This is a genomic window from Pelomonas aquatica (assembly GCF_026712205.1).
In the GTDB taxonomy this organism is placed as follows: Bacteria; Pseudomonadota; Gammaproteobacteria; order Burkholderiales; family Burkholderiaceae_C; genus Pelomonas; species Pelomonas aquatica.
Genome location: NZ_JAPPUW010000001.1, coordinates 46,466 through 67,140 on the forward strand (window position 1 = coordinate 46,466; position 20,675 = coordinate 67,140).

The window sequence follows — 20,675 nt, forward strand, 5'->3', positions numbered from 1 at the left end:
CCCGCCTACCCATTCGAACAAGGAGACAAGCCATGACCTCGACCCCAGTTCCCCAAGTACCGCGCCTGCGCTGGCGCATCGCCGGCCTGATCGGCTCCGGCGTGCTGATCAACTATTTCGACCGCATCAGCATCTCCGTGGCCGGGCCGCAGCTGCAGCAGGCCTTCAACCTCAGCCCGACCGACCTGGGCCTGCTGTTCAGCGCCTTCTTCTGGAGCTATGCGCTGCTGCAGATCCCGGCCGGCCTGATCCTGGACCGCTTCGGCGTGACCTGGATCGGCCGCTGGGGCGCCTTCCTGTGGGGCGTGGCTTCGCTGATCAGCGCCTGCGCGACCGGCTTCGCCGGCATCTTCGCGGCGCGCATGCTGCTGGGCATCGCCGAGGCGCCCAGCTTCCCGGCCAATGCCAAGGCCACCGGCTTCTGGTTCCCGCGCACCGAGCGCGCGATGTCGACCGCGCTGTTCGACGCGGCGGCCAAGTTCTCCAACGTCATCGGCGTGCCGCTGATCGCGCTGGCCGTCGTGCACCTGGGCTGGCGCTGGGGCTTCGGCCTGGTGTCGGTGTTCAGCTTCGCCTACTTCGCGGCCTTCTACCTGATCTACCGCGACCCGAGCCAACACCCCAGGCTCAGCCGCGAGGAACACGCCTACATCACCGCCAACGGCGCCACGCCGGAGGGCCAGCTCTCGGCCAACCCGGCGGGCATGCTGGCCTATCTGCTGAAGAGCCGCAAGGTCTGGGGCCTGTCGCTGGGCTTCGCGGCCTATGGCTATTGCTTCTACCTGTTCCTGACCTGGCTGCCGGGCTACCTCGTGCAGACCATGCACATGAGCATCCTGAAGTCGGCCGGCTTCGCGGCCATCCCGTGGATGTGCGCGACGCTGGCCGACCTGCTCGTCGGCGGCTGGCTGATCGACCACCTGATCGCCAAGGGCCACGACGAGACCCGGGTGCGCAAGACGGTGCTGCTGGCCGGCATGACGCTGGGCCTGGCCGTCTTCGGCGCGACGACGACGACCGACCCGGTCGTCGCCATCGTCTGGATCTCGATCGCGCTGAGCGGCCTGGCCGCGGCAGCGCCGGTGGGCTGGTCGCTGCCGTCGCTGATCGCGCCCAAGGGCGGTGTCGGCACGGTCGGCGGCATCATGAACTTTGCGAACAACATGATGGGCGCCGTGGCCCCCATCGTGACCGGCGTCATCGTCGGCCAGACGCAGTCGTTCACGAACGCCTTCATCGTGGCCGGCGTCGTGCTGCTGGCCGGCATGGCCGCCTTCGTCTTCCTGCTGGGGCGCATCGAGCCCCTGCCCGAGCCCGACCTCAGCGCAGGCCCGCGTTGATCTTCGCCAGCGCCGCGGCGCCGGGGCAGAGCTCTTGCTCGCCCTGGCCGTTCAGCGGGCGCGCGGCCGTGTGCTGGGCGGCATGCCAGTCGCGGGCCGCCGGGTCGACGTAGAGCAGGCCCGTCGCGATCTCGCCTTCCGCGGCGCGCCGCTGCATGGCGGCCATCGCGCCGAGACGGTCGGTCGGGTCGTGGTCGGGCGCGACCTTGCGCAGGCGCAGCGTCGTGCCGTCGGACTGGGGCAGGTCGATGACGTCGGGCGAATGCAGGGCGACCTGCTCGGGCGCGAGGTCGATGAAGTCGATGCGGTTCAGCGCCTCGTTGTGCTCCCGGACATGGTCGTAGCTGCGCGTGGAGCCGGCGTGGTTGTTGAAGGCCACGCAGGGGCTGATGACGTCGATGAAGGCCGCGCCGCCATGGCGGATGGCGGCCTCGATCAGCGGCACCAGTTGGGCCTTGTCGCCGGAGAAGCTGCGTGCGACGAAGCTGGCGCCGAGCTGCAGGGCCAGGGCCGCGAGGTCGATGGCGGCGTCGTTGTTGGTGGCGCCTTTCTTGGCGACCGACCCCTTGTCGGCCGTGGCGCTGAACTGGCCCTTGGTCAGGCCGTAGACGCCGTTGTTCTCGACGATGTAGACCATGCGCACGCCGCGCCGCATCGCATGCGCGAACTGGCCCAGGCCGATGGAGGCCGAGTCGCCGTCGCCCGAGACGCCGAGGTAGAGCAGCTCGCGGTTGGCGAGGTAGGCGCCGGTCAGCACGCTGGGCATGCGGCCGTGCACGGTGTTGAAGCCGTGGCTGGCGCCGAGGAAGTAGTCGGGCGTCTTGCTGGAGCAGCCGATGCCGCTGAGCTTGGCCACGCGGTGCGGCTCGATGTCGAGCTGCCAGCAGGCCTGCACGATGGCGCCGGAGACGGAGTCGTGGCCGCAGCCGGCGCACAGCGTCGAGACCTTGCCCTCGTAGTCGCGGCGCGTGTAGCCGACCTTGTTCTTCGTCAGGCTGGGGTGGTGCAGCCTGGGCTTGGCGAGATAGGTCATGCGGCGCTCCTGGGTGTCGTGGCCAGTGCGTGCACATGGCGCGTGATCGCATCGGTGATGAAGCGGGCCGTGATGGGCGTGCCGTCGAAATGCAGCACCGGCGTGAGCCGCGCGGGCGCGATCTCCAGCTCGTTGACCAGCAGGCGGCGCATCTGGGCGTCGCGGTTCTGCTCGACGACGAAGACCGTGTCGTGGGCGGCGATGAATTCCGCGACGGCGGGTGGAAAGGGGTAGGCGCGCAGCCGCATCGCGTCGATGTGGATGCCGGCGTCGGCCAGGCTCGCCAGCGCCTCGTCCATGGCCGGCGACGTGGAGCCGAAGTAGAGGACGGCGACGCGGGTCTTCTGCGCGGCGGCGCGCACCAGGGGTTGGGGCGCGAGCAGGGCCGCGGTGGCGAATTTGCGCTTCAGCCGCTCGACGTTGCGGACGTAGTCGTCGCCGCGCTCGGAGTAGCTGGCCTGCTCGTTGCGCGTCGTGCCGCGCGTGAAATAGGCTCCCTTGCTCGGGTGGGTGCCGGGCAGCGTGCGCCACGGGATGCCGTCGCCGTCCACGTCCTTGTAGCGGGCGAACTCCTGGCCGGCCTCCAGCTGCTCGGCCGTCATGAGCTTGCCGCGGTCGTAGCGGCGCGCGTCGTCCCATTCCAGCGGCCGGCACAGGCGCTGGTTCATGCCGATGTCGAGGTCGCTCATCAGCAAGACGGGCGTCTGCAGCCGTTCGGCCAGGTCCAGCGCCGCGGCCGCGAACTCGAAGCATTCGCGCGGGTCTTCGGGCAGCAGCAGCACCTGCTGGGTATCGCCGTGGGACGCATAGGCGCTGGAGAGCAGGTCGGCCTGCTGGGTGCGCGTGGGCATGCCGGTGCTGGGGCCGCCGCGCTGCACGTCGACGACGACGAAGGGGATCTCGGCGAAATAGGCCAGGCCCAGGAGCTCGGTCATCAGCGACACGCCCGGGCCGGACGTGGCCGTGAAGGCGCGCGCGCCGTTCCAGCCCGCGCCGGTGATGATGCCGATGGACGCGATCTCGTCCTCGGCCTGCACGATGGCGTAGCGCTTCTCGCCGGTGGCGGCGTCCACGCGGAACTTGCCCGCGTATTTCTCGAAGGCCTCGGCCACCGACGACGACGGCGTGATCGGGTACCAGGCGCAGACGGTCGCGCCACCGTAAACGCAGCCCAGGGCCGTCGCGGCATTGCCTTCGAGGAAGATCTTGTCGCCCACCGCGTCGGCGCGCTTCACCCTGAGGCCGAAGGGCTGCACGGAGAGATGGTCGCGCGCGAACTCGCGGCCCGCGTGCAGCGCGCGCACATTGGAGTCCAGCAGCCTCTCCTTGCCGCGGTACTGCTCGGCGAACAGCTTCTCGATGGCCGCGGCCTCGATGCCCATCAGCTCGCTGAGCGCCCCCAGCACGAGGATGTTCTTGAACAGCGTGCGTTCGCGCGGCACGTCGTAGGTCGCGTTGCAGATGGCCGTGGCCGGCATGCCGATGACGTGGACGTCGGGCCTGAACGAACTCGGCGGCATCGGCTTCGTCGAGTCGTAGAACAGATAGCCGCCGGGCTGGATCTCCGCCAGGTCCTGGTCCCAGGTCTGCGGGTTCATCGCCACCATCAGGTCCACGCCGCCGCGCCGGCCCAGCCAGCCGGCTTCGCAGACGCGCACCTCGTACCAGGTCGGCAGGCCCTGGATATTGCTCGGGAAGATGTTGCGCGGGCTGACCGGCACGCCCATGCGCAGGATGGCGCGCGCGAACAGCTCGTTGGCGGACGCCGAGCCCGAGCCGTTCACGTTGGCGAACTTGACGACGAAGTCGTTGGTGGCTTCGATGCGGCTCATGCAGCCTCCTTGCGCGTCGCGTGGTCGCGGCAGGCCGCGCCGGCCTTGGCCGTCACAAGCAGGAACTTCTGCATATCCCACGCGCCCGTCGGGCAGCGCTCGGCGCACAGGCCGCAGTGCAGGCAGACGTCCTCGTCCTTGGCCATCACACGGCCGGTCTTCAGCCCGCCCTCGACGTAGATGTCCTGCATCAGGTTGAGCGCCGGCGCCCTGAGCCGGCCGCGCAGGTCGTCGCCGTCCTCGGTGAACGTGATGCAGTCCATCGGGCAGATGTCCACGCAGGCGTCGCACTCGATGCAGAGCTTGGGCGCGAACACGGTCTGCACGTCGCAGTTCAGGCAGCGCCGGGCTTCCTTGAGCGCGGCCTTGGCATCGAAGCCCAGTTCCACCTCGACCTTGATGCTGGCCAGCGCCTTCTCGGCCGCGGCCCAGGGCACCTTGCCGCGCAGGTCCAGGCTCACCGCGTTGTCGTAGCTCCACTCGTGGATGCCCATCTTCTGCGACACAAGGTTGACGTGGGGCGCCGGGCGCCGGCGCAGGTCCTCGCCGTGCAGCAGCCGGTCGATGCTGACGGCGGCCTCGTGCCCGTGGGCCACGGCGGTGATGATGTTCTTGGGCCCGAAGGCCGCGTCGCCGCCGAAGAACACCTGCGGCAGCGAGGACTGGAAGCTCTGCTTGTCCAGCACCGGCAGGCCATGCTCGTCGAAGGCGATGCCGGCATCGCGCTCGATCCACGGGAAGGCGTTCTCCTGGCCGACGGCGATCAGCACCTCGTCGCAGGGGATGACGACTTCCTCGCCCGTCTGCGCCTTGCGAAAGCGCATGCCGGTCAACCGGCCGTCCGCATGCTCGAAGGCCAGCGGCACATGGAAGTCCAGGATGGGAATGCCCTCGTGCTCGGCGTCCTCCTTCTCCCACGGCGAGGCCTTCATCTGCGCATAGCCGCTGCGCACGGCGACCGTGACGCTCTCGGCGCCTAACCGCCTCGCCGAGCGGCAGCAGTCCATCGCCGTGTTGCCGCCGCCGAGCACGATGACGCGCGGCTGCACGGCCGTGACATGGCCGAAGCTGACGCTGGAGAGCCAGTCGATGCCGATGTGGACCTGGGGCCGCGTCTCGTCCCGCCCCGGCAGCGCCAGGTCGCGCCCGCGCGGCGCACCGCAGCCGACGAAGACGGCGTCATAACCCTCGGCCAGCAGCGCCTTCATCGAATCGACGCGCTGGCCGGCCCGCCACTCCACGCCCAGGCCGAGGATGTAGCCGCACTCCTCGTCGATGACCCGCTCCGGCAGCCGGAAGCGCGGGATCTGCGTGCGGATGAAGCCGCCCGGCTTGGCCTCGCCATCGAACACCGTGACGGCATAACCCTCCAGCGCCAGGTCGCGCGCCACCGCCAGCGAGGCCGGCCCCGCGCCGACGCAGGCCACGCGCCGGCCGTTGCGCGCCGCCGGTTTGGGCAGCATCGCGCGGAACTCGTCCGTCTTGCTGTCCGCGGCCACGCGCTTCAGGCGGCAGATGGCCACCGGCTCGGGCTTGGCCGCCTGCTTCTCTTCCACGCGGCCACGCCGGCAGGCCGGCTCGCAGGGCCGGTCGCAGGTGCGCCCGAGCACGCCGGGGAAGACATTGCTGACCCAGTTGACCCAGTAGGCCTCGTCGTGCCGGCCCTGGGCGATGAGCCGGATGTATTCGGGCACCGGCGTGTGCGCCGGGCAGGCCCATTGGCAATCGACGACCTTGTGGAAATAGGCCGGGTCCGAGATGTCGGTCCGCTGCACGGTGTCTCCTCCGTCGTGCGCCGGGCGCATGGCCGGGCTGCTGTCGGGCCAGTCTAGGCCGACCGCCCCTCGCCCGGCTCTGTGGAAACCCTCTGCGGGCCGCAGGGCTTTGTCTACACTGCCCCGATGTCTTCCGTTTCCTTAGCCGCCGGGCGCGCGATCGCGATGGGCCGAGCGGCCCTCGAGGTCGAGGCCCGTGCACTGACCGAACTGGCGCCGCGCCTGGGCGAGGCCTTTGCCGGCGCCATCCAGACCATGCTCGCCTGCCGCGGCCGCGTGGCCGTCATGGGCATGGGCAAGAGCGGCCATGTCGGCCGCAAGATCGCCGCGACGCTGGCCTCCACCGGCACGCCGGCCCTGTTCGTCCACCCCGCCGAGGCGGCCCACGGCGACCTCGGCATGGTCACGCTGGGCGACGTCGTGCTGGCCCTGTCCAATTCCGGCGAGAGCGACGAGCTCAACGCCATCCTGCCCGTGCTCAAGCGCCTGGGCGTGCCCGTCATCGCGATGACCGGCCGGGCCGAATCCAGCCTGGCGGCCCATGCCGATGTGGTGCTGGACAGCGCCGTCGCCGAGGAGGCCTGCCCGCTGCAGCTCGCGCCCACGGCCAGCACGACGGCCCAGATGGCCCTGGGCGACGCGCTGGCCGTGGCCCTGCTCGACGCGCGCGGCTTCAAGGCCGAGGACTTCGCCCGCTCCCACCCCGGCGGCGCGCTGGGCCGCAAGCTGCTGACCCATGTGCGCGACCTGATGCGCTCCGGCGACGCCCTGCCCCGCGTGGCGGCCGGCACGCCCTTCACCGCGCTGATGCGCGAGATGAGCGCCAAGGCCCTCGGCATGGCCGTGATCGTCGATGACGACGATCACGTCCATGGAATTTTCACGGACGGCGACCTGCGCCGCCTCGTCGAACAGGGCCGCGACCTGCGCGGGCTGACGGCCGCCGAGGTGGCCCACCCCAGGCCGCGCACCGTCGGTGCCGACGCGCTGGCCGTCGACGCCGCCGACCTGATGGAATCGGCCCGCATCACCGTCGTCCTCGTCGTCGATGCCGATCAGCGCCTGCTGGGCGCCATCAGCATCAACGACCTGATGCGCGCGAAGGTGATCTAGTGGCTGCGCTGCGATTCCCGCCCGAGTTGCTGGTCAAGGCCCAGGGCAGCGGCCTGGGCGTCAAGCTCGCCATCTTCGACGTCGACGGCGTACTGACCGACGGCCGCATCTACATCGGCGAGGCCGGCGAGAGCTTCAAGGCCTTCGCGACGCTGGACGGCCACGGCCTGAAGATGCTGCAGCAGGCCGGCATCACGCCCGTCGTCATCACCGGCCGCGACAGCCCGGCCGTGCGCCGCCGCGTGGCCGACCTGGGCCTGCCCCATGCCGTCTACGGCGTGAAGGACAAGCTCGCCGCCGCCACGCCGCTGCTGGCCCGGTTGGGCGCCAGTTGGGGCGAAGTGGCCGCGATGGGCGACGACTGGCCCGACCTGCCCCTGCTCAGCCGCGCCGGCTTCGCCTGCGCGCCGCCCGGGGCGCATGCCGAGGTGCTGGCCGCGGCCCACCACGTCACGCGCGCGCCGGCCGGTTTTGGTGCCGCGCGCGAGTGCTGCGACCTGCTGCTGATGGCCGGCGGCCACTACGAGCGCCTGCTACACGCCCACCACGACACGCTGGACGGCGGAGCACAGCCGTGAGCGCAGCGACGACGCTGCCCCCCCCCGCGCCGCGCCGCCGCCAGGCCCAGCCCTGGCTGTGGCGGGCCCAGGGCCTGCTGTTCAACTACCTGCCGCTGCTGCTGATGGCCCTGCTGGCCGGCGGCACCTGGTGGCTGGTCAAGAACACGCCGCTGGTCGACGCGCCCGCCGAGCAGGCCGCGCCACGCCACGAGCCCGACTACCGCATGACCCGCTTCGAGGTCCAGCGCATCGCGTCCGACGGCCGGCTGCGCGTGCAGATCGCCGGCGCCGAGCTGCGCCACTACCCCGACACCGACACCGTCGAGATCGACCAGGCGCGCGTGCGTGCCATCGCGCCCGACGGCAGCCTGGCCATCGCCGAGGCCAGGCGCGCGATCAGCAACGGCGACGGCAGCGACATGCAGCTGATCGGCGACGTGCACCTGCGCCGCCTGCCGCCCGGCGCCGGCGAGGACGCGCCCGCCCAGCTCGACGTGCGCGGCGAGTTCCTGCAGGCGCTGGCCAACAGCGAAATCCTGCGCTCCCACCTGCCCGTCACCATCCGCCAGGGCGGCTCGACGCTGAACACGCGGAACTTCGAATACCGCCACCTGACCGGCCAGCTCGGCTTCAGCGGCAAGGCCCAGGGCCAGATCGAGAACCGGAGCGCACGATGAGCGAACTCGTCTTCATCACCGGCGCGTCCAGCGGCATCGGCCAGGCGCTGGCGCTGCGCTACTACGAGGGCGGCGCCCGCCTCGCCCTCGTCGCGCGCCGCACCGCCGAGGTCGAACGCTGGGCCGCCGAGCACCGGCTCGACGCGGCCCGCTACAAGGTCTACGGCGCCGACGTGGCCGACCTCGACGCGATGGCCCGCACCGGCCGCGACTGCATCGCGGCCCTGGGCCTGCCCGACATCGTCATCGCCAACGCCGGCATCAGCGTCGGCATGGACACGGCGCATTTCGACGACCTCGACCTGATGCGCCGCACCTTCGCGACCAACAACGTCGGCTTGGCCGCGACCTTCCATCCCTTCGTCGCGGCGATGAACGAGCGCGGCTCGGGCACGCTGGTCGGCATCGCCAGCGTCTCTGCCATCCGCGGCCTGCCGGGCCACGGCGCCTACTGCGCGAGCAAGGCCGCCGTCGTCGCCTACTGCGAAAGCCTGCGCGGCGAATGCCGGCCCTTCGGCGTGCGCGTCGTCACGCTGCTGCCGGGCTATATCGACACGCCGCTGACGCGCCGCAACCGCTACGGCATGCCCTTCCTGATGCAGCCGGACGACTTCGCCGCCCAGGCCGTGCGCGCCATCCGCGCCCAGGCCAGCTACCGCGTCATCCCGTGGCAGATGGGCGTGCTGGCCAAGCTCCTGCGCCTGCTGCCCAATTGGCTTTACGACCGCGCGCTGGCCGGGCGGCCGCGCAAGCGCCGCCAGCACGAGTAGTCGCGCGACAGCCCTCGGACATAGGGAGTGCACCGGGCTGCCGGCCGTGGTCTCGAGTCGAAGAGCAGCCTGAAGATGGACGGCGACAAGATCGTCGGCTTCGCCGGCAGCGGCACCGGCCGCTATGTGCTGGCCACGGGCACCGCCGCGGCCTATCTGCACAAGGCCTTCAGCTACGCCGTCCACTCCACCGGCTTCAACCAGTTCGTCGTCGACGTGACGGTGCAGTGACGGCGGGCGGGCGCCCGCGGTCGGGGCGTCCCGCTGGGCGCAAAGGCCCACGAGAAAGGCGGCACAAACGAAGAATCCGCCACGGCCTCCGCCGAGGGCTGGCGGCCTGTGCGCGTCCTCGAGATCCAGCGCGCCTACGGCAAGGACGCGCCGAGATCGAGGGCGTGCGGCTCAAGTCCGGGTCCAAACGCCCCAGTGGGGCCGCGCGAAGAGCGCCTCCCGGACCCACACAAAGCAAAGGCGCCCGAAGGCGCCTTGCTGTGCTGGGAGCGTGCCTCGTGCCTTGCTTGACGCAGGGCGCGAGGCCGGGGATCAGTAACCGCCGCCGCCGTAGCCGCCGCCACCCGAGCGGCCACCGCCGCCGTAGCCGCCGCCACCGCCGGAGCGGCCACCACCACCGTAGCCGCCACCGCCGCCGCCGTAGCCGCCGCCACCCGAGCGGCCGCCACCACCGTAGCCGCCACCGCCGCCGCCGTAGCCGCCGCCACCCGAACGGCCACCGCCGCCGTAGCCGCCGCCACCGCCGAAGCCGCCACCGCCCGAACGGCCGCCGCCGCCGCCGAAGCCGCCCGGACGCTCTTCACGCGGACGAGCCTCGTTGACGACGATGGCGCGACCTTCCAGGGCCTGGCCGTTCATGCCGTTGATGGCGGCTTGCGCCTCGGCATCGGAGCCCATTTCGACGAAGCCGAAACCCTTGGAGCGACCGGTTTCACGGTCCATCATGACCTTTGCGGAGGTCACGGTGCCGAACTGACCGAACGCCTCTTGCAGCGATTCGTCACGCACGCTGTAGGCCAGATTGCCCACATAAAGCTTGTTTCCCATGGGGAAGCCCTTCTCTCTTCTCTAAACCCAAAAAACCATGTGGAGCTTCAACCCATCGTGAACCATTCAAGCGAAGGTGCGGCGTCCAGACACAGGCAATTGATTATGGTGCGGGGTCAAGGAATGCGTAACGGCACTCCGGCAAGTGTTGTTTTTCCGAGCTAGCACAAACCCTCGCGCCACCGGGCGCTCAGGTTTCCGTCATCGATACCATCGCCGCCGCCCCCTCTCAAGCCATGACGCCGCCCCTGCTTTCCGCCCTCGCCCGCGTGCTCGCCAGCATCGACGCCCCGCGCAATCTGCGCGCGCTCTACGGCCTGCTGACGGGCTTCTGCATGGCCGGCCTGCTGCTGGCCATGGCACGCTCGGCGCTGGGGCGCGACCAGGCCCTGCTCAGCGCGCTATGGCTTGGCCTGGGGCTGGCTGTCGCCTTTTTCAGCGTCAACGCCACCGGCCTGATGCTGATGGACCAGGCCCGCGGCCTGCCGGTGCGCGACCCCCAGGACGCCTTCGCCGCCGCGCTGCACTGCGCCCACCGCGTGCTGCTGGCCCTGCTGGCCTGCGTGGCGCTGGCCGCGCTGGCCCTGCTGCTGCTGGCGGCCCTGCTGTGGGCGACGCGCCTGCCCCTGCTCGGCCCGCCGCTGCTGGCCGTCGTGCTGCCGGCCGGCGTGCTGCTGCTGGGCGGCATCAGCTTCGTCCTCGTCGTACTCGTCGGCCCGCTGGCAGGGCCGGCCGTCTGGGCCGGCCGGCACAGCGGCGGCGTGCTGCGCTTTCTGCGCGAACGGCTGCGCCACGGCCTGCCCGAGACGGCGCTGCTGATGGCTGCCGTCTATCTGCTGGCCGCGCTGGCGACCGCGGCGGTCAGCTTCGTCGTCGTCAGCGGCAGCCAGCTGCTGGCCGGCCTGGCCATCCTGGGCGCCGGCGTCGAGCTGCCGGCCCGGCAGCTGCTGGCCGGCGTCGTGGGCCTGGGGCCACGCGGCCTGGGCGCCAGCGGCATACCGCTGCAGGGCGGCAACCTGGGCCTGGCCGCATTGATCGGTGGCGGCGTGGTGTTCGCGCTGGCCCTGGTGCTGCCGACGCTGGTCTGGCTGCGCGGCTGCTGCGCGGTCTACCTGGCGCTGACCGAGAACGAATGACCTCCCCCCGCATCGCATCGCTGGTTCCCAGCGCCACCGAGACGCTGGTGGCGCTGGGCCTGGCGCCCTGCCTCGTCGCGCGCACCGGCTTCTGCATCCATCCGGCCGAGGCGGTCGCCGCGGTGCCCAAGGTGGGCGGCACCAAGGACGTGAACCTGGCCAAGCTCCGGCGGCTGGCGCCGACCCATGTCGTCGTCAACGTGGACGAGAACCGCCGCGAGACGGCCGAGGCCCTGCGCGAGTTCGTGCCCGAGATCATCGTCACCCACCCGCGCCGGCCCGAGGACAACCTGGCCCTGTTCGAGCAGCTGCGCGCCGCCTTTGCCGGCCAGCCGGGCGTCGACGAGCGCGCCGCCGCGCTGTCGGCCGGGTTCTCCGCGGCCCTGGCGCGCTGCCGCGGCCGCGGCTGGCCGGGCGAGAACGTGCTCTACCTGATCTGGCGCGAGCCATGGATGACGGTGGCGCGCGACACCTATATCTCGACGCTGCTGGCCGAGGCCGGCTGGCGCAGCTGGCCCGACATGGCCGGCGGCGAGCACGGCGCCGGCCGCTACCCGGCGCTCGCCGGCGACGAAGCCTGGCTTCACGACATCGACCGGGTGCTGCTCAGCTCCGAGCCCTACCGCTTCGGCCCCGAGCACCTGGCCGAGGCCCAGGCGCTGTGTCCGCGGGCCAGGGTGCAGCGGGTCGACGGCGAGCTGCTGAGCTGGTGGGGCGCGCGCGGCGCGGCGGGGCTGGACTATCTGCGCGGCCTCGCCGCGGCGGGTTGAAACGCCCTGCGCGGCGCGGCCAGCCGCCACAATCTGCCGCATGGACATCTACAAGCCCCTCGTCGCGCTGCTGGCCATCGTCAACCCGGTCGGCGTGGTGCCCTTCTTCATCCATTTCACGAGCAGCTTCACGCGCACGCAGCGGCGCAACACGATGATCGTCAGCGCCAGCACGGCGGGCATCGTCATCGCGATGAGCGCGCTGTTCGGCCTGAAGATCATCGAGTTCTTCGGCATTTCCCTCGCCAGCTTCCAGGTCGGCGGCGGCTGCCTGCTGCTGATCAGCTCGCTGCAGATGCTCAACGCCCAGCCGGCCGAGGCGCGCAAGGAGGACGTGTCCGAGGGTTCCAGCAAGGTCGACGCCGGCGCCAGCATCGCCGTCGTGCCGCTGGCCATCCCGCTGCTGACCGGCCCGGCCACGATCTCCACGATGGTCATCTACGCCGACAAGACCCGCCACTGGTGGGAGCTGGCCGTGCTGTGCGGCTACGGCGTCGTCGTCGCGGCGGTGACCTTGCTGACCTTCTCGGCCAGCAGCAAGATCGCCCGGGTGCTGGGCCGGACCGGCATCAACATCATGACGCGGCTGATGGGCCTGATCCTCGCGGCGCTGGCCGTGGAGCTGCTGAGCGACGGCCTCATCAAGCTCTTCCCGGTGCTGGCCGTGCGCACCGTGAGCTGACGGCAGCGCCGCCCTGTCGGACTCGCCGTTAGGCATCATGGTTGCCGCTTTTGCGGCCGACATGCCTAAACTTCGTTCTCAGTGGCAATGTCATGCTCAGGGAGAGCGGGATGAATACGACCGCATCTGATTCGCCCGTCGTGCTCTTCGTCGATGACGAGCCGTCCATCCTCAGCGCTCTGCGCCGGCTCTTCAGGCCCCAGGGGTACCGCGTGCTGCTGGCGGAGAGCGGCCCCATGGGCTTGGACCTGCTGGAGAGGGAGCCGGTCGACCTCGTGGTCTCGGACATGCGCATGCCGGAGATGGACGGGGCCACCCTGCTGGAAAAGGTGCGCGAACGCTGGCCGACGGTGGGGCGCATCCTGCTGACCGGCTATGCCGACATCGGCTCCACCGTCGCGGCGATCAACCGCGGCCAGATCCACCGCTATGTCGCCAAGCCCTGGGACGACCGCGAGCTGGTGATGTGCGTGCAGGACGGCCTGGAGCGCCGCCGCCTGGAGCAGGAGAACCGAGCGCTGCTGCGCCTCACGCGCGAACAGAACGACGAGCTGCAGGCTCTCAACACCGACCTTGCCGCCCGCGTGAAGGCACGCACGGCCGAGCTCGAACAGGTCAATGCCATGCTCGAGACCTCGTTCGCGCAGGTGCAGGAGAACTTCCTGCTCTCGATCAACGTCTTCTCGGGCCTCGTCGAACTGCGCTCCAGCGGCCTGGCCGGCTATTCGCGTCAGGTGGCCGATCTGGCTCGGCGCACCGCCCGCCGCCTCAACGGCGGGGCGATGCTCGAGGAGGATGTCTACATCGCCGGGCTGTTGCACGAGATCGGCAAGATCGGTTTTCCGGACACGCTGCTGCGCAAGCCCCTGTCGGCCATGTCCAGCGACGAGCTGGCGCTGTATCGGCGCCATACCCTGAACGGCGAGGCGGCCTTGCTGCCCCTGGGCAGGCTCCAGCGCGTCGCCCGCTATGTTCGCTCGCATCACGAGCGCATCGATGGCAAGGGCTTCCCGGACGCCCTCAGCGGCGAAGGGGTGCTGCTGGGCGCGCAGATCCTCAGCGTCTCCAGCGACTTCTACGCCGCGCAATCGGGGCGGCTGTCGCTCATGCGCTACTCCCCGGCCGAGGCGCAGGCCCTGATCCGCGGCGGTGCCGGAACGCGCTACGAGACCCATGTCGTCGAAGCCTTCGAGCTGGCATTGGGCGACGAGCCGACCGACAAGCCTGACGACCGCGAGATGCAGGCTTACGAGGTCGCCCCCGGCATGGTGCTGTCGAGGGATCTGCTGTCCCCGCAAGGCACCCTGCTGCTGGCCGCAGGCTTCGTTTTCGACGTCCGCGTCGTCAAGCAATTGCGCGAATTTGCCGGCCGTGAGGGCATGAAGCTCAAGATCTTCGTCAAGCTGCCGGAAGGAGGGCATCCATGAGCGAGCACATCCTGCTTGTCGACGACGAGCCCCACATCCTCACGGCCCTTCAGCGCCTGATGCACAACGGACTCAAGGATGCCGGGGGCGGCCGCTACCAGGTGGAATGCTTCACCGACGCGACGTTGGCCCTGGCCCGGGCCAGGGAACGCGCCTTCGCCCTCGTCATCTCGGATCAGCGCATGCCCGGGATGACAGGCGTGCAGTTCCTGACGGCGCTGCGGCAGATCCAGCCCGATTGCGGCCGCATCGTGTTGTCGGGCTACGCGGACCTGAACGCGCTGATGGCCGCAATCAACGAGGCCGCCATCGACCGCTTCATCTCCAAGCCCTGGACCGACTTCGAGCTGCTCAGCGCGGTGCGCCAGGCGCTGCGCATCCGCGAGTTGTCCATGGAGAACCAGCGCTTGGCCGATCAGGTGCGCCAGCAGCACGGCGTGCTCAGCGCGCAGGAAGCCGAGATGCGCCGCCTGGAGCGCATGGAGCCTGGAATCACCCACGTCCAATGGGGCAGCGATGGCTCCTTCATCCTCGAGGATCCAGGCGAGGCCAGGCGGTGAACGCCGACCCGTTGAGCGGCGATTTCCGGCTCGCCCTGCAGGCGGTCACCACGCCGACGCTGGTGCATGGCGTCGACCAGATCCTGCTCGCGAACGCCGCGATGCAGCGGCTGCTGGGCTATGCGGAGGACGAGCTGCGGCAGATGCCGCCGCACGGCTGGGCGGCGGCCGAGCACGCCGAGGAGCTTAGGCGCTATGGGGAGCGCTGCCTGAGCGAGGACGGCGAGTTGCCGGCGATCGAGATCGCGGCCAGCACGGGCAGCGGCGCCCGCCGGGTGCTGGAGGTCAAGGGCCAGCGGGTCGTGCTGGGCGACCAGGCCTGCGTGGTGCTGAGCGGGCAGGATCTCAGCGACATCCGCCACGTCCAAAACAGCCTGCTGGACATGGGCCGCGTGCTCACGCAAATTCTCGAGAACAGCCCCGTCGCCACCTTCGTCATCGACAAGGCACACCGGGTCACGCACTGGAATTCCGCCTGTGCCCAAACGACCGGCCGCGAGGCGGCCTATATGCTGGGCCGGGAAGACGCCTGGTGCGCCTTCTATCCCCGGGCCAGGCCGCTGTTGGCGGACCTGATCGTGGACGGGCTCGCGAAGCAGGAAGGCGAGCATTTGTACGGCGGGCGTTGCGACCCATCGCCCCACATCGCCAACGCCTATGAGGTGGAGAGTTTCTTTCCCGACTTCGGCGAGGGCGGGCGCTGGCTCTTCTTCACGGCCGCACCGATCATCGACTTGCAGGGGCAGATCATCGGAGCCATCGAGACCTTGCAGGACGTCACGCGCCGCCGTCAGGCCGAAGACGAACTGCGCCGTCATCGCAGCGAGCTCGAGAACATGATCGCTGACCGAACGGCCGAATTGCTCAGCACCCACCACGAGCTCGAAGCCTTCCTGGAGAACGCGTCCGTCGGCATCATCGCGACGGCCAACAACCGCGTGCAGCGGGGCAACAAGAAGTTCGCCGAGATGTTCGAGCTCGGCGACGTCCCGGCGCACGGCCTGGAAACGCGACGCCTGTTCAAGAGCGACGAGGACTTCATGGCTCTGGGGCGGATTGCCTACCCGGTGCTGTCCCAGGGCGACTCCCTGCTTCACGAGATGGAGGTCTGCACGCTGGCGGGACATCGGCTGTGGGTGCAGATCATTGCCTATGTCGCCAGCCCTTCGGAGCCGACGGCGGGCACATGGTGGCTGTTGCAGGACCGCACCGAAGTGCGTCGGGTGCAACGCGAGCTTGAGCTGAACTACGAGCGCATCAAGCAGACCAATTCGCGGCTCGAGGAGGCGCAGAACCAGTTGCTGCAGTCCGAGAAGATGGCGTCCATCGGCCAACTCGCCGCCGGCGTCGCCCACGAGATCAACAACCCCATTGGGTTCGTCAGCTCCAACCTCGGGTCGCTGCGGGGCTATATCGAGCCCGTCTTCGGACTGCTGGCCCTCCTCACGCGCCTGCCGGCCGCCACGCTGCCCGCCGAACTGATCGCCGAGGTCAAGCGCGTCGACGACGCCGTCGACCTGGACTTCATTCAGCAGGACTTGCCGCAGTTGCTCAACGAGAGCGAGGACGGGTTGCTGCGAGTGAAGAAGATCGTCCAGGACCTGAAGGACTTTTCGCGCGTCGACCACGCCGACTGGCAGGACGCCGACCTCAACGCCGGCCTGGACTCCACGCTCAACGTCGTCATGAACGAGGTCAAGTACAAGGCCGAGGTGCGCAAGAACTATGGCGCGCTGCCACCGGTTCACTGCATCGCGGCCCAGCTGAACCAGGTCTTCATGAACCTCATCGTCAATGCGGCTCATGCCATCCCCGAACGTGGCACGATCACCCTGGCCAGCCGCGCGGAAAACGGCTGGGTCTGCATCGAGGTCGCCGACACCGGCACCGGCATGACCGAGGAGGTCAAGCGGCGCATCTTCGAGCCCTTCTTCACGACCAAGCCGGTCGGCAAGGGCACGGGACTGGGCCTGTCGCTCTCCTTCTCCATCGTGCAGAAGCATCGCGGGCGTATCGAGGTGGACTCCCAGCCCGGCGCCGGCACGCGTTTTCGCGTTTGGATTCCTGTGCGGGCCACCCAGGCTGGCTGATGCAGCCGGGCGCCGCCTGCCGACGCACAGGCGCGCGATCTCGACGTTATGGCGCGAATTCGCGGGCCCGTTCGACGAGCGCAGCGCCCGACCGGACCGGCCCGCCTCGGCCGCGCGGACTCCCGGGCCTGGCGGTGATTTACGCTAGGGCATGTCCAAAGAAGGTTTCGACACCATCATCGTCGGCGCCGGCACGGCCGGCTGCCTGCTCGCGAACCGCCTCAGCGCCGACCGGAACAAACGCGTGCTCCTCATCGAGGCCGGCGGCAAGGACGACTACCACTGGATCCACATCCCGGTCGGCTACCTCCACTGCATCGGCAACCCGCGCACGGACTGGTGCTTCAACACCGAGGCCGAGCCGGGCCTGAACGGCCGCAGCCTGCGCTACCCGCGCGGCAAGGTGCTGGGCGGCTGCTCCAGCATCAACGGCATGATCTATATGCGCGGCCAGAGCCGCGACTACGAGCACTGGGCCGAGCTGACCGGCGACGACACCTGGCGCTGGGAACGCGTGCTGCGCGCCTTCCGCCGCCACGAAAATCACTGGCGGCTGGACGCCCCCGCCGCCGCGCCCCAGGGCTTTGCCGCCGTGCACGGGCACCGGGGCGAATGGCGCGTCGAGCAGCAGCGCCTGCGCTGGCCCATCCTCGACGCCTTCGCCGCCGCCGCACAGCAGGCCGGCATCCCGGCCACCAGCGACTTCAACGCCGGCACCAACGAGGGCGTCGGCTATTTCGAGGTCAACCAGAAGAAGGGCTGGCGCTGGAACACGGCCCAGGCCTTCCTGCGCCCGACGGCCCTGGGCCGGCCCAACTTCGAGCTGTGGACCGGCGCCCAGGTGCGCAAGCTGCGCCTGATGCACGACAGCTCCGGCGCCGGCGGCCTGCGCTGCAGCGGCGTCGAGGTGCTGACGCCGCATGGCGTGGAGCAGCCGTGGCTGAACTCGGGCGGCGAGGTCATTCTTGCGGCCGGCTCAGTAGGCTCGCCGCAGATCCTGCAGCTCAGCGGCCTGGGGCCGGGTGCGCTGCTGCAGGGCCTGGGCCTGACCGTGGAGAAAGACCTGCCCGGCGTCGGCGCCAACCTGCAGGACCACCTGCAGATCCGCGCCGTCTACAAGGTGCAGGGCGCCAGCACGCTGAACACCCGCGCCGCCACCTGGTGGGGCAAGGCCATGATCGGCCTGGAATACGCGCTGCGCCGCAGCGGCCCGATGAGCATGGCGCCGTCGCAGCTCGGCGCCTTCACGCGCTCCAGCCCCGACCGCGCCTGGCCGGACCTGCAGTACCACGTCCAGCCGCTGTCGCTGGACGCCTTCGGCGAGCCGCTGCACGGCTTCGACGCGTTCACGGCCAGCGTCTGCAACCTGAACCCGACGAGCCGCGGCACGGTGCGCATCACGGCGCCCGACGTGGCAGTGGCGCCGGCCATCCGGCCCCATTACCTCAGCACCGACGAGGACCGCCGCATCGCCGCCGAAAGCCTGCGGCTGACGCGCCGCATCGTGTCGCAGCCGGCACTGGCCGCCTTCAAGCCCGAGGAATACCGGCCCGGGCCGCAATACCAGACCGACGAGGAACTGGCGCGCCTGGCCGGCGACATCGCGACGACCATCTTCCACCCCGTGGGCACCTGCAAGATGGGCCGCCCGTCCGACCCGATGGCCGTCACCGACCCGCGGCTGCGCGTGCGCGGCGTGACCGGCCTGCGCGTGGCCGACGCGAGCGTGATGCCGACGATCACGAGCGGGAACACGAACTCGCCGACGCTGATGATTGCGGAGAAGCTGGCGGGGTGGATGGGGGGCTGAGCCGCCACTGAGCCGCCCAGGCGCCGGGCCGAAGGCCACGTCAGGGACAATTGCCCGGGTGGAAACTCCCGCCGCAACGAAGCTTCGCGTGCTCTCCGTCATCCCCCCGATGACGCAGCTGAACACGCCCTACCCGTCCACCGCCTACCTGACCGGCTTCCTGCGCTCGCAGGGTGTCGCCGCGCAGCAGGTGGACCTGGCGCTGGCCCTCGTGCTGGACTTGTTCTCGCCCGCCGGCCTCGCGCAGATCCACGCGTGCGTCCAGGCCCTGCCCGACGACCGGCGCACGCCGCAGACCGCCTGGTTCGCCGCCGAGTTCGGGCCCATTGCCGCCGCCACGCCGCGGGCGCTGGCCTTTCTGCAGGGCCGCGACCCGACGCTGGCGCATCGCATCAACACGCGCTGCTTCCTGCCCGAGGGCGTGCGCTTCGCGTCGCTGGACCATTACATCGGCGCGGAGGGCGAAGACCCGCTGGCCTGGGCCTTCGGTGCGCTGGGCCTGCAGGACCGCGCCCGCCACCTGGCCACGCTGTTCCTGAACGACCTCGCCGACGTGCTGCGCGACGCGGTGGACCCGCGCTTCGAGTTCGTCCGCTATGCCGAGAAGCTGGCCGCGGCCCAGCCGCATTTCGACCCGCTGGCCGAGGCCCTGGCCGAGCCGCCGCATCTGATCGATGCGACGCTGCAGCGCCTGGCGCTGGAGGCGCTGCAAACCCATGCGCCCGATGTCGTGCTGCTGTCCGTGCCCTTCCCCGGGTCGGTCTACGCGGCGCTGCGCATCGCACAGGCCATCAAGGCCGCGCGGCCCGAGGTGGCGTGCGTGCTGGGCGGCGGCTATGTGAACACCGAGCTGCGCGAGCTCGCCGAGCCGCGGCTGTTCGACTTCGTCGACTATGTGACGCTGGATGCCGGCGAGCGGCCGCTGCTGGCGCTGCTCGAACACCTCTCGGGCAAGCGCTCGAAGGCGCGGCTCGTGCGCAGCTTCTGGCGCGACGACGGGACCGTGACGTACACCAACTTCGTCGAGCCCGACATCGCCTTCGACGCCGTCGGCACGCCGACCTGGGACGGGCTGCCGCTGGACCGCTATCTGTCGCTGCTGGACATGCTCAACCCGATGAACCGGCTGTGGAGCGACGGGCGCTGGAACAAGCTGACCGTGGCCCACGGCTGCTACTGGAAGAAGTGCAGCTTCTGCGACGTCAGCCTGGACTACATCTCGCGTTACGAGGCGGCGTCTGCCTCCGTGCTGGTGGACCGCATCGAAGCCATCGTGAGGGAGACCGGGCAAACCGGCTTCCATTTCGTCGACGAGGCCGCGCCGCCCAAGGCGCTGAAGGCCCTTGCGGAAGAACTGCTGCGGCGGGGCGTGGCCATCAGCTGGTGGGGCAATATCCGCTTTGAAAAAACCTTCACGCCGGAGCTCTGCCAGTTGCTGGCCGACAACGGCTGCATCGCGATCTCGGGCGGGCTGGAGGTGGCGTCCGACCGGCTGCTGAAGCTGATGAAGAAGGGCGTCAGCGTCGAGCAGGTGGCGCGCGTCACCAAGGCTTTTGCCGATGCCGGCGTGCTCGTGCATGCCTATCTGATGTACGGCTTCCCGACGCAGACGACGCAGGACACCGTGGACGCGCTGGAATACGTGCGCCAGCTGTTCGAGAACGGCTGCATCCACAGCGGCTTCTTCCACCGCTTCGCCTGCACCGTGCATTCGCCGGTGGGCCTGAACCCGGCTGACTACGGCGTCACGCTGCAGCCGCTGCCGCCGGGGCGCTTCGCGAAGAACGACATCGCCTTCATCGACCCGACGCCCACCGACCACGACGGCCTCGGCCAGGGGCTGAAAAAGGGCCTCTACAACTTCATGCACGGCATCGGCGTCGACAGCGACATCCGCAGCTGGTTCCCGGTGCGCGTGCCCAGGACGACGGTGCCGCGGCAGTTTGTCGAACGTGCCCTCGCCAACCAGCGCTGATGTTCACCTTCACCCTCGGCCCGGGCTGGGGCCCGCTCACCACACCCGCTGAGGCAGCACCATGCA

At 70.1% G+C, this 20,675-nt stretch carries 18 protein-coding genes; 14 read left to right on the plus strand and 4 right to left on the minus strand.

Annotated elements, in window-relative coordinates; genetic code table 11:
* Positions 1-32 precede the first annotated feature (32 nt).
* Complete coding sequence (locus NYP07_RS00245) at positions 33-1,340, plus strand: MFS transporter (RefSeq protein ID WP_268146130.1); 1,308 nt, start codon at positions 33-35, stop codon at positions 1,338-1,340.
* On the opposite strand, the gene NYP07_RS00250 is transcribed toward NYP07_RS00245, so the two are convergent.
* Genes NYP07_RS00250 through NYP07_RS00260 form a run of 3 tightly spaced genes read right to left on the minus strand, consistent with a single transcriptional unit; the run spans position 1,321 to position 5,980 of the window.
* Complete coding sequence (locus tag NYP07_RS00250) at positions 1,321-2,373, minus strand: 2-oxoacid:ferredoxin oxidoreductase subunit beta (RefSeq protein WP_268146132.1); 1,053 nt, start codon at positions 2,371-2,373, stop codon at positions 1,321-1,323. The two genes, NYP07_RS00245 and NYP07_RS00250, sit on opposite strands and share 20 nt — an antisense overlap.
* Entirely contained in the window at positions 2,370-4,205 is a 1,836-nt protein-coding gene (locus NYP07_RS00255; RefSeq protein WP_268146134.1) for a 2-oxoacid:acceptor oxidoreductase subunit alpha, read from the minus strand. Before NYP07_RS00255 ends, NYP07_RS00250 begins: the two co-directional genes overlap by 4 nt.
* Entirely contained in the window at positions 4,202-5,980 is a 1,779-nt protein-coding gene (locus NYP07_RS00260) for an FAD-dependent oxidoreductase (protein WP_268146136.1), read from the minus strand. The genes NYP07_RS00255 and NYP07_RS00260 overlap by 4 nt, the downstream gene beginning before the upstream one ends.
* A gap of 126 nt (positions 5,981-6,106) precedes the next feature.
* Between NYP07_RS00260 and NYP07_RS00265 the strand changes: the two genes are divergently transcribed.
* From NYP07_RS00265 to NYP07_RS00285, 5 genes are all read left to right on the plus strand, one after another.
* The gene (locus NYP07_RS00265; RefSeq protein WP_268146138.1) at positions 6,107-7,093 is read left to right on the plus strand and encodes a KpsF/GutQ family sugar-phosphate isomerase; all 987 of its coding nucleotides are present in this window, start codon (positions 6,107-6,109) and stop codon (positions 7,091-7,093) included.
* The gene (locus tag NYP07_RS00270; RefSeq protein ID WP_268146140.1) at positions 7,093-7,671 is read left to right on the plus strand and encodes a KdsC family phosphatase; all 579 of its coding nucleotides are present in this window, start codon (positions 7,093-7,095) and stop codon (positions 7,669-7,671) included. Before NYP07_RS00265 ends, NYP07_RS00270 begins: the two co-directional genes overlap by 1 nt.
* Entirely contained in the window at positions 7,668-8,330 is a 663-nt protein-coding gene (lptC, locus tag NYP07_RS00275; RefSeq protein ID WP_268146142.1) for an LPS export ABC transporter periplasmic protein LptC, read from the plus strand. Before NYP07_RS00270 ends, lptC begins: the two co-directional genes overlap by 4 nt.
* Positions 8,327-9,100 carry an SDR family oxidoreductase gene (locus NYP07_RS00280; protein WP_268146144.1) on the plus strand — a complete coding sequence of 258 codons (774 nt, stop codon included), beginning with the start codon at positions 8,327-8,329 and terminating at the stop codon, positions 9,098-9,100. Before lptC ends, NYP07_RS00280 begins: the two co-directional genes overlap by 4 nt.
* A 75-nt stretch (positions 9,101-9,175) precedes the next feature.
* On the plus strand, positions 9,176-9,331 hold the full coding sequence (locus tag NYP07_RS00285; RefSeq protein WP_268146146.1) for a hypothetical protein: 156 nt from the start codon (positions 9,176-9,178) through the stop codon (positions 9,329-9,331).
* Between the two features lie 312 nt (positions 9,332-9,643).
* On the opposite strand, the gene NYP07_RS00290 is transcribed toward NYP07_RS00285, so the two are convergent.
* Entirely contained in the window at positions 9,644-10,159 is a 516-nt protein-coding gene (locus NYP07_RS00290; RefSeq protein WP_268146148.1) for an RNA recognition motif domain-containing protein, read from the minus strand.
* A 236-nt stretch (positions 10,160-10,395) separates the two neighbouring features.
* Here NYP07_RS00290 and NYP07_RS00295 point away from each other — a divergent pair, with 236 nt between their 5' ends.
* The 8 genes from NYP07_RS00295 (at position 10,396) to NYP07_RS00330 (ending at position 20,609) form a co-directional block, all read left to right on the plus strand.
* The gene (locus tag NYP07_RS00295; protein ID WP_268146150.1) at positions 10,396-11,295 is read left to right on the plus strand and encodes a hypothetical protein; all 900 of its coding nucleotides are present in this window, start codon (positions 10,396-10,398) and stop codon (positions 11,293-11,295) included.
* Positions 11,292-12,065 (plus strand): helical backbone metal receptor, encoded by a 774-nt coding sequence (locus NYP07_RS00300; protein ID WP_268146152.1) that lies wholly within the window; start codon positions 11,292-11,294, stop codon positions 12,063-12,065. Before NYP07_RS00295 ends, NYP07_RS00300 begins: the two co-directional genes overlap by 4 nt.
* Before the next feature lie 40 nt (positions 12,066-12,105).
* Entirely contained in the window at positions 12,106-12,747 is a 642-nt protein-coding gene (locus NYP07_RS00305) for a MarC family protein (RefSeq protein ID WP_268146154.1), read from the plus strand.
* 110 nt (positions 12,748-12,857) lie between these two features.
* Positions 12,858-14,174, plus strand: coding sequence for a response regulator c-di-GMP phosphodiesterase, NosR family (nosR, locus tag NYP07_RS00310; RefSeq protein ID WP_268146156.1), 1,317 nt, complete (start codon positions 12,858-12,860; stop codon positions 14,172-14,174).
* A complete protein-coding gene (locus tag NYP07_RS00315) occupies positions 14,171-14,734 on the plus strand; it encodes a response regulator (protein WP_268146159.1) in 564 nt (187 codons plus the stop codon). The genes nosR and NYP07_RS00315 overlap by 4 nt, the downstream gene beginning before the upstream one ends.
* On the plus strand, positions 14,731-16,824 hold the full coding sequence (locus tag NYP07_RS00320; RefSeq protein WP_268146161.1) for an ATP-binding protein: 2,094 nt from the start codon (positions 14,731-14,733) through the stop codon (positions 16,822-16,824). The genes NYP07_RS00315 and NYP07_RS00320 overlap by 4 nt, the downstream gene beginning before the upstream one ends.
* A 151-nt stretch (positions 16,825-16,975) precedes the next feature.
* Complete coding sequence (locus tag NYP07_RS00325; RefSeq protein ID WP_268146163.1) at positions 16,976-18,634, plus strand: GMC family oxidoreductase; 1,659 nt, start codon at positions 16,976-16,978, stop codon at positions 18,632-18,634.
* A gap of 109 nt (positions 18,635-18,743) precedes the next feature.
* On the plus strand, positions 18,744-20,609 hold the full coding sequence (locus NYP07_RS00330; RefSeq protein ID WP_268146943.1) for a B12-binding domain-containing radical SAM protein: 1,866 nt from the start codon (positions 18,744-18,746) through the stop codon (positions 20,607-20,609).
* The last annotated feature ends 66 nt before the right edge of the window (positions 20,610-20,675 follow it).

Coding starts and splice junctions, on each gene's coding strand:
- NYP07_RS00315 (WP_268146159.1), top strand. CDS start 14,171: ATGAGCGAGCACATCCTGCTTGTCGACGACGAGCCCCACATCCTCACG.
- NYP07_RS00295 (WP_268146150.1), top strand. CDS start 10,396: ATGACGCCGCCCCTGCTTTCCGCCCTCGCCCGCGTGCTCGCCAGCATC.
- NYP07_RS00300 (WP_268146152.1), top strand. CDS start 11,292: ATGACCTCCCCCCGCATCGCATCGCTGGTTCCCAGCGCCACCGAGACG.
- NYP07_RS00285 (WP_268146146.1), top strand. CDS start 9,176: ATGGACGGCGACAAGATCGTCGGCTTCGCCGGCAGCGGCACCGGCCGC.
- nosR (WP_268146156.1), top strand. CDS start 12,858: ATGAATACGACCGCATCTGATTCGCCCGTCGTGCTCTTCGTCGATGAC.
- NYP07_RS00330 (WP_268146943.1), top strand. CDS start 18,744: ATGACGCAGCTGAACACGCCCTACCCGTCCACCGCCTACCTGACCGGC.
- NYP07_RS00305 (WP_268146154.1), top strand. CDS start 12,106: ATGGACATCTACAAGCCCCTCGTCGCGCTGCTGGCCATCGTCAACCCG.
- NYP07_RS00255 (WP_268146134.1), bottom strand. CDS start 4,205: ATGAGCCGCATCGAAGCCACCAACGACTTCGTCGTCAAGTTCGCCAAC.
- NYP07_RS00290 (WP_268146148.1), bottom strand. CDS start 10,159: ATGGGAAACAAGCTTTATGTGGGCAATCTGGCCTACAGCGTGCGTGAC.
- NYP07_RS00245 (WP_268146130.1), top strand. CDS start 33: ATGACCTCGACCCCAGTTCCCCAAGTACCGCGCCTGCGCTGGCGCATC.
- NYP07_RS00250 (WP_268146132.1), bottom strand. CDS start 2,373: ATGACCTATCTCGCCAAGCCCAGGCTGCACCACCCCAGCCTGACGAAG.
- NYP07_RS00325 (WP_268146163.1), top strand. CDS start 16,976: ATGTCCAAAGAAGGTTTCGACACCATCATCGTCGGCGCCGGCACGGCC.
- NYP07_RS00265 (WP_268146138.1), top strand. CDS start 6,107: ATGTCTTCCGTTTCCTTAGCCGCCGGGCGCGCGATCGCGATGGGCCGA.
- NYP07_RS00280 (WP_268146144.1), top strand. CDS start 8,327: ATGAGCGAACTCGTCTTCATCACCGGCGCGTCCAGCGGCATCGGCCAG.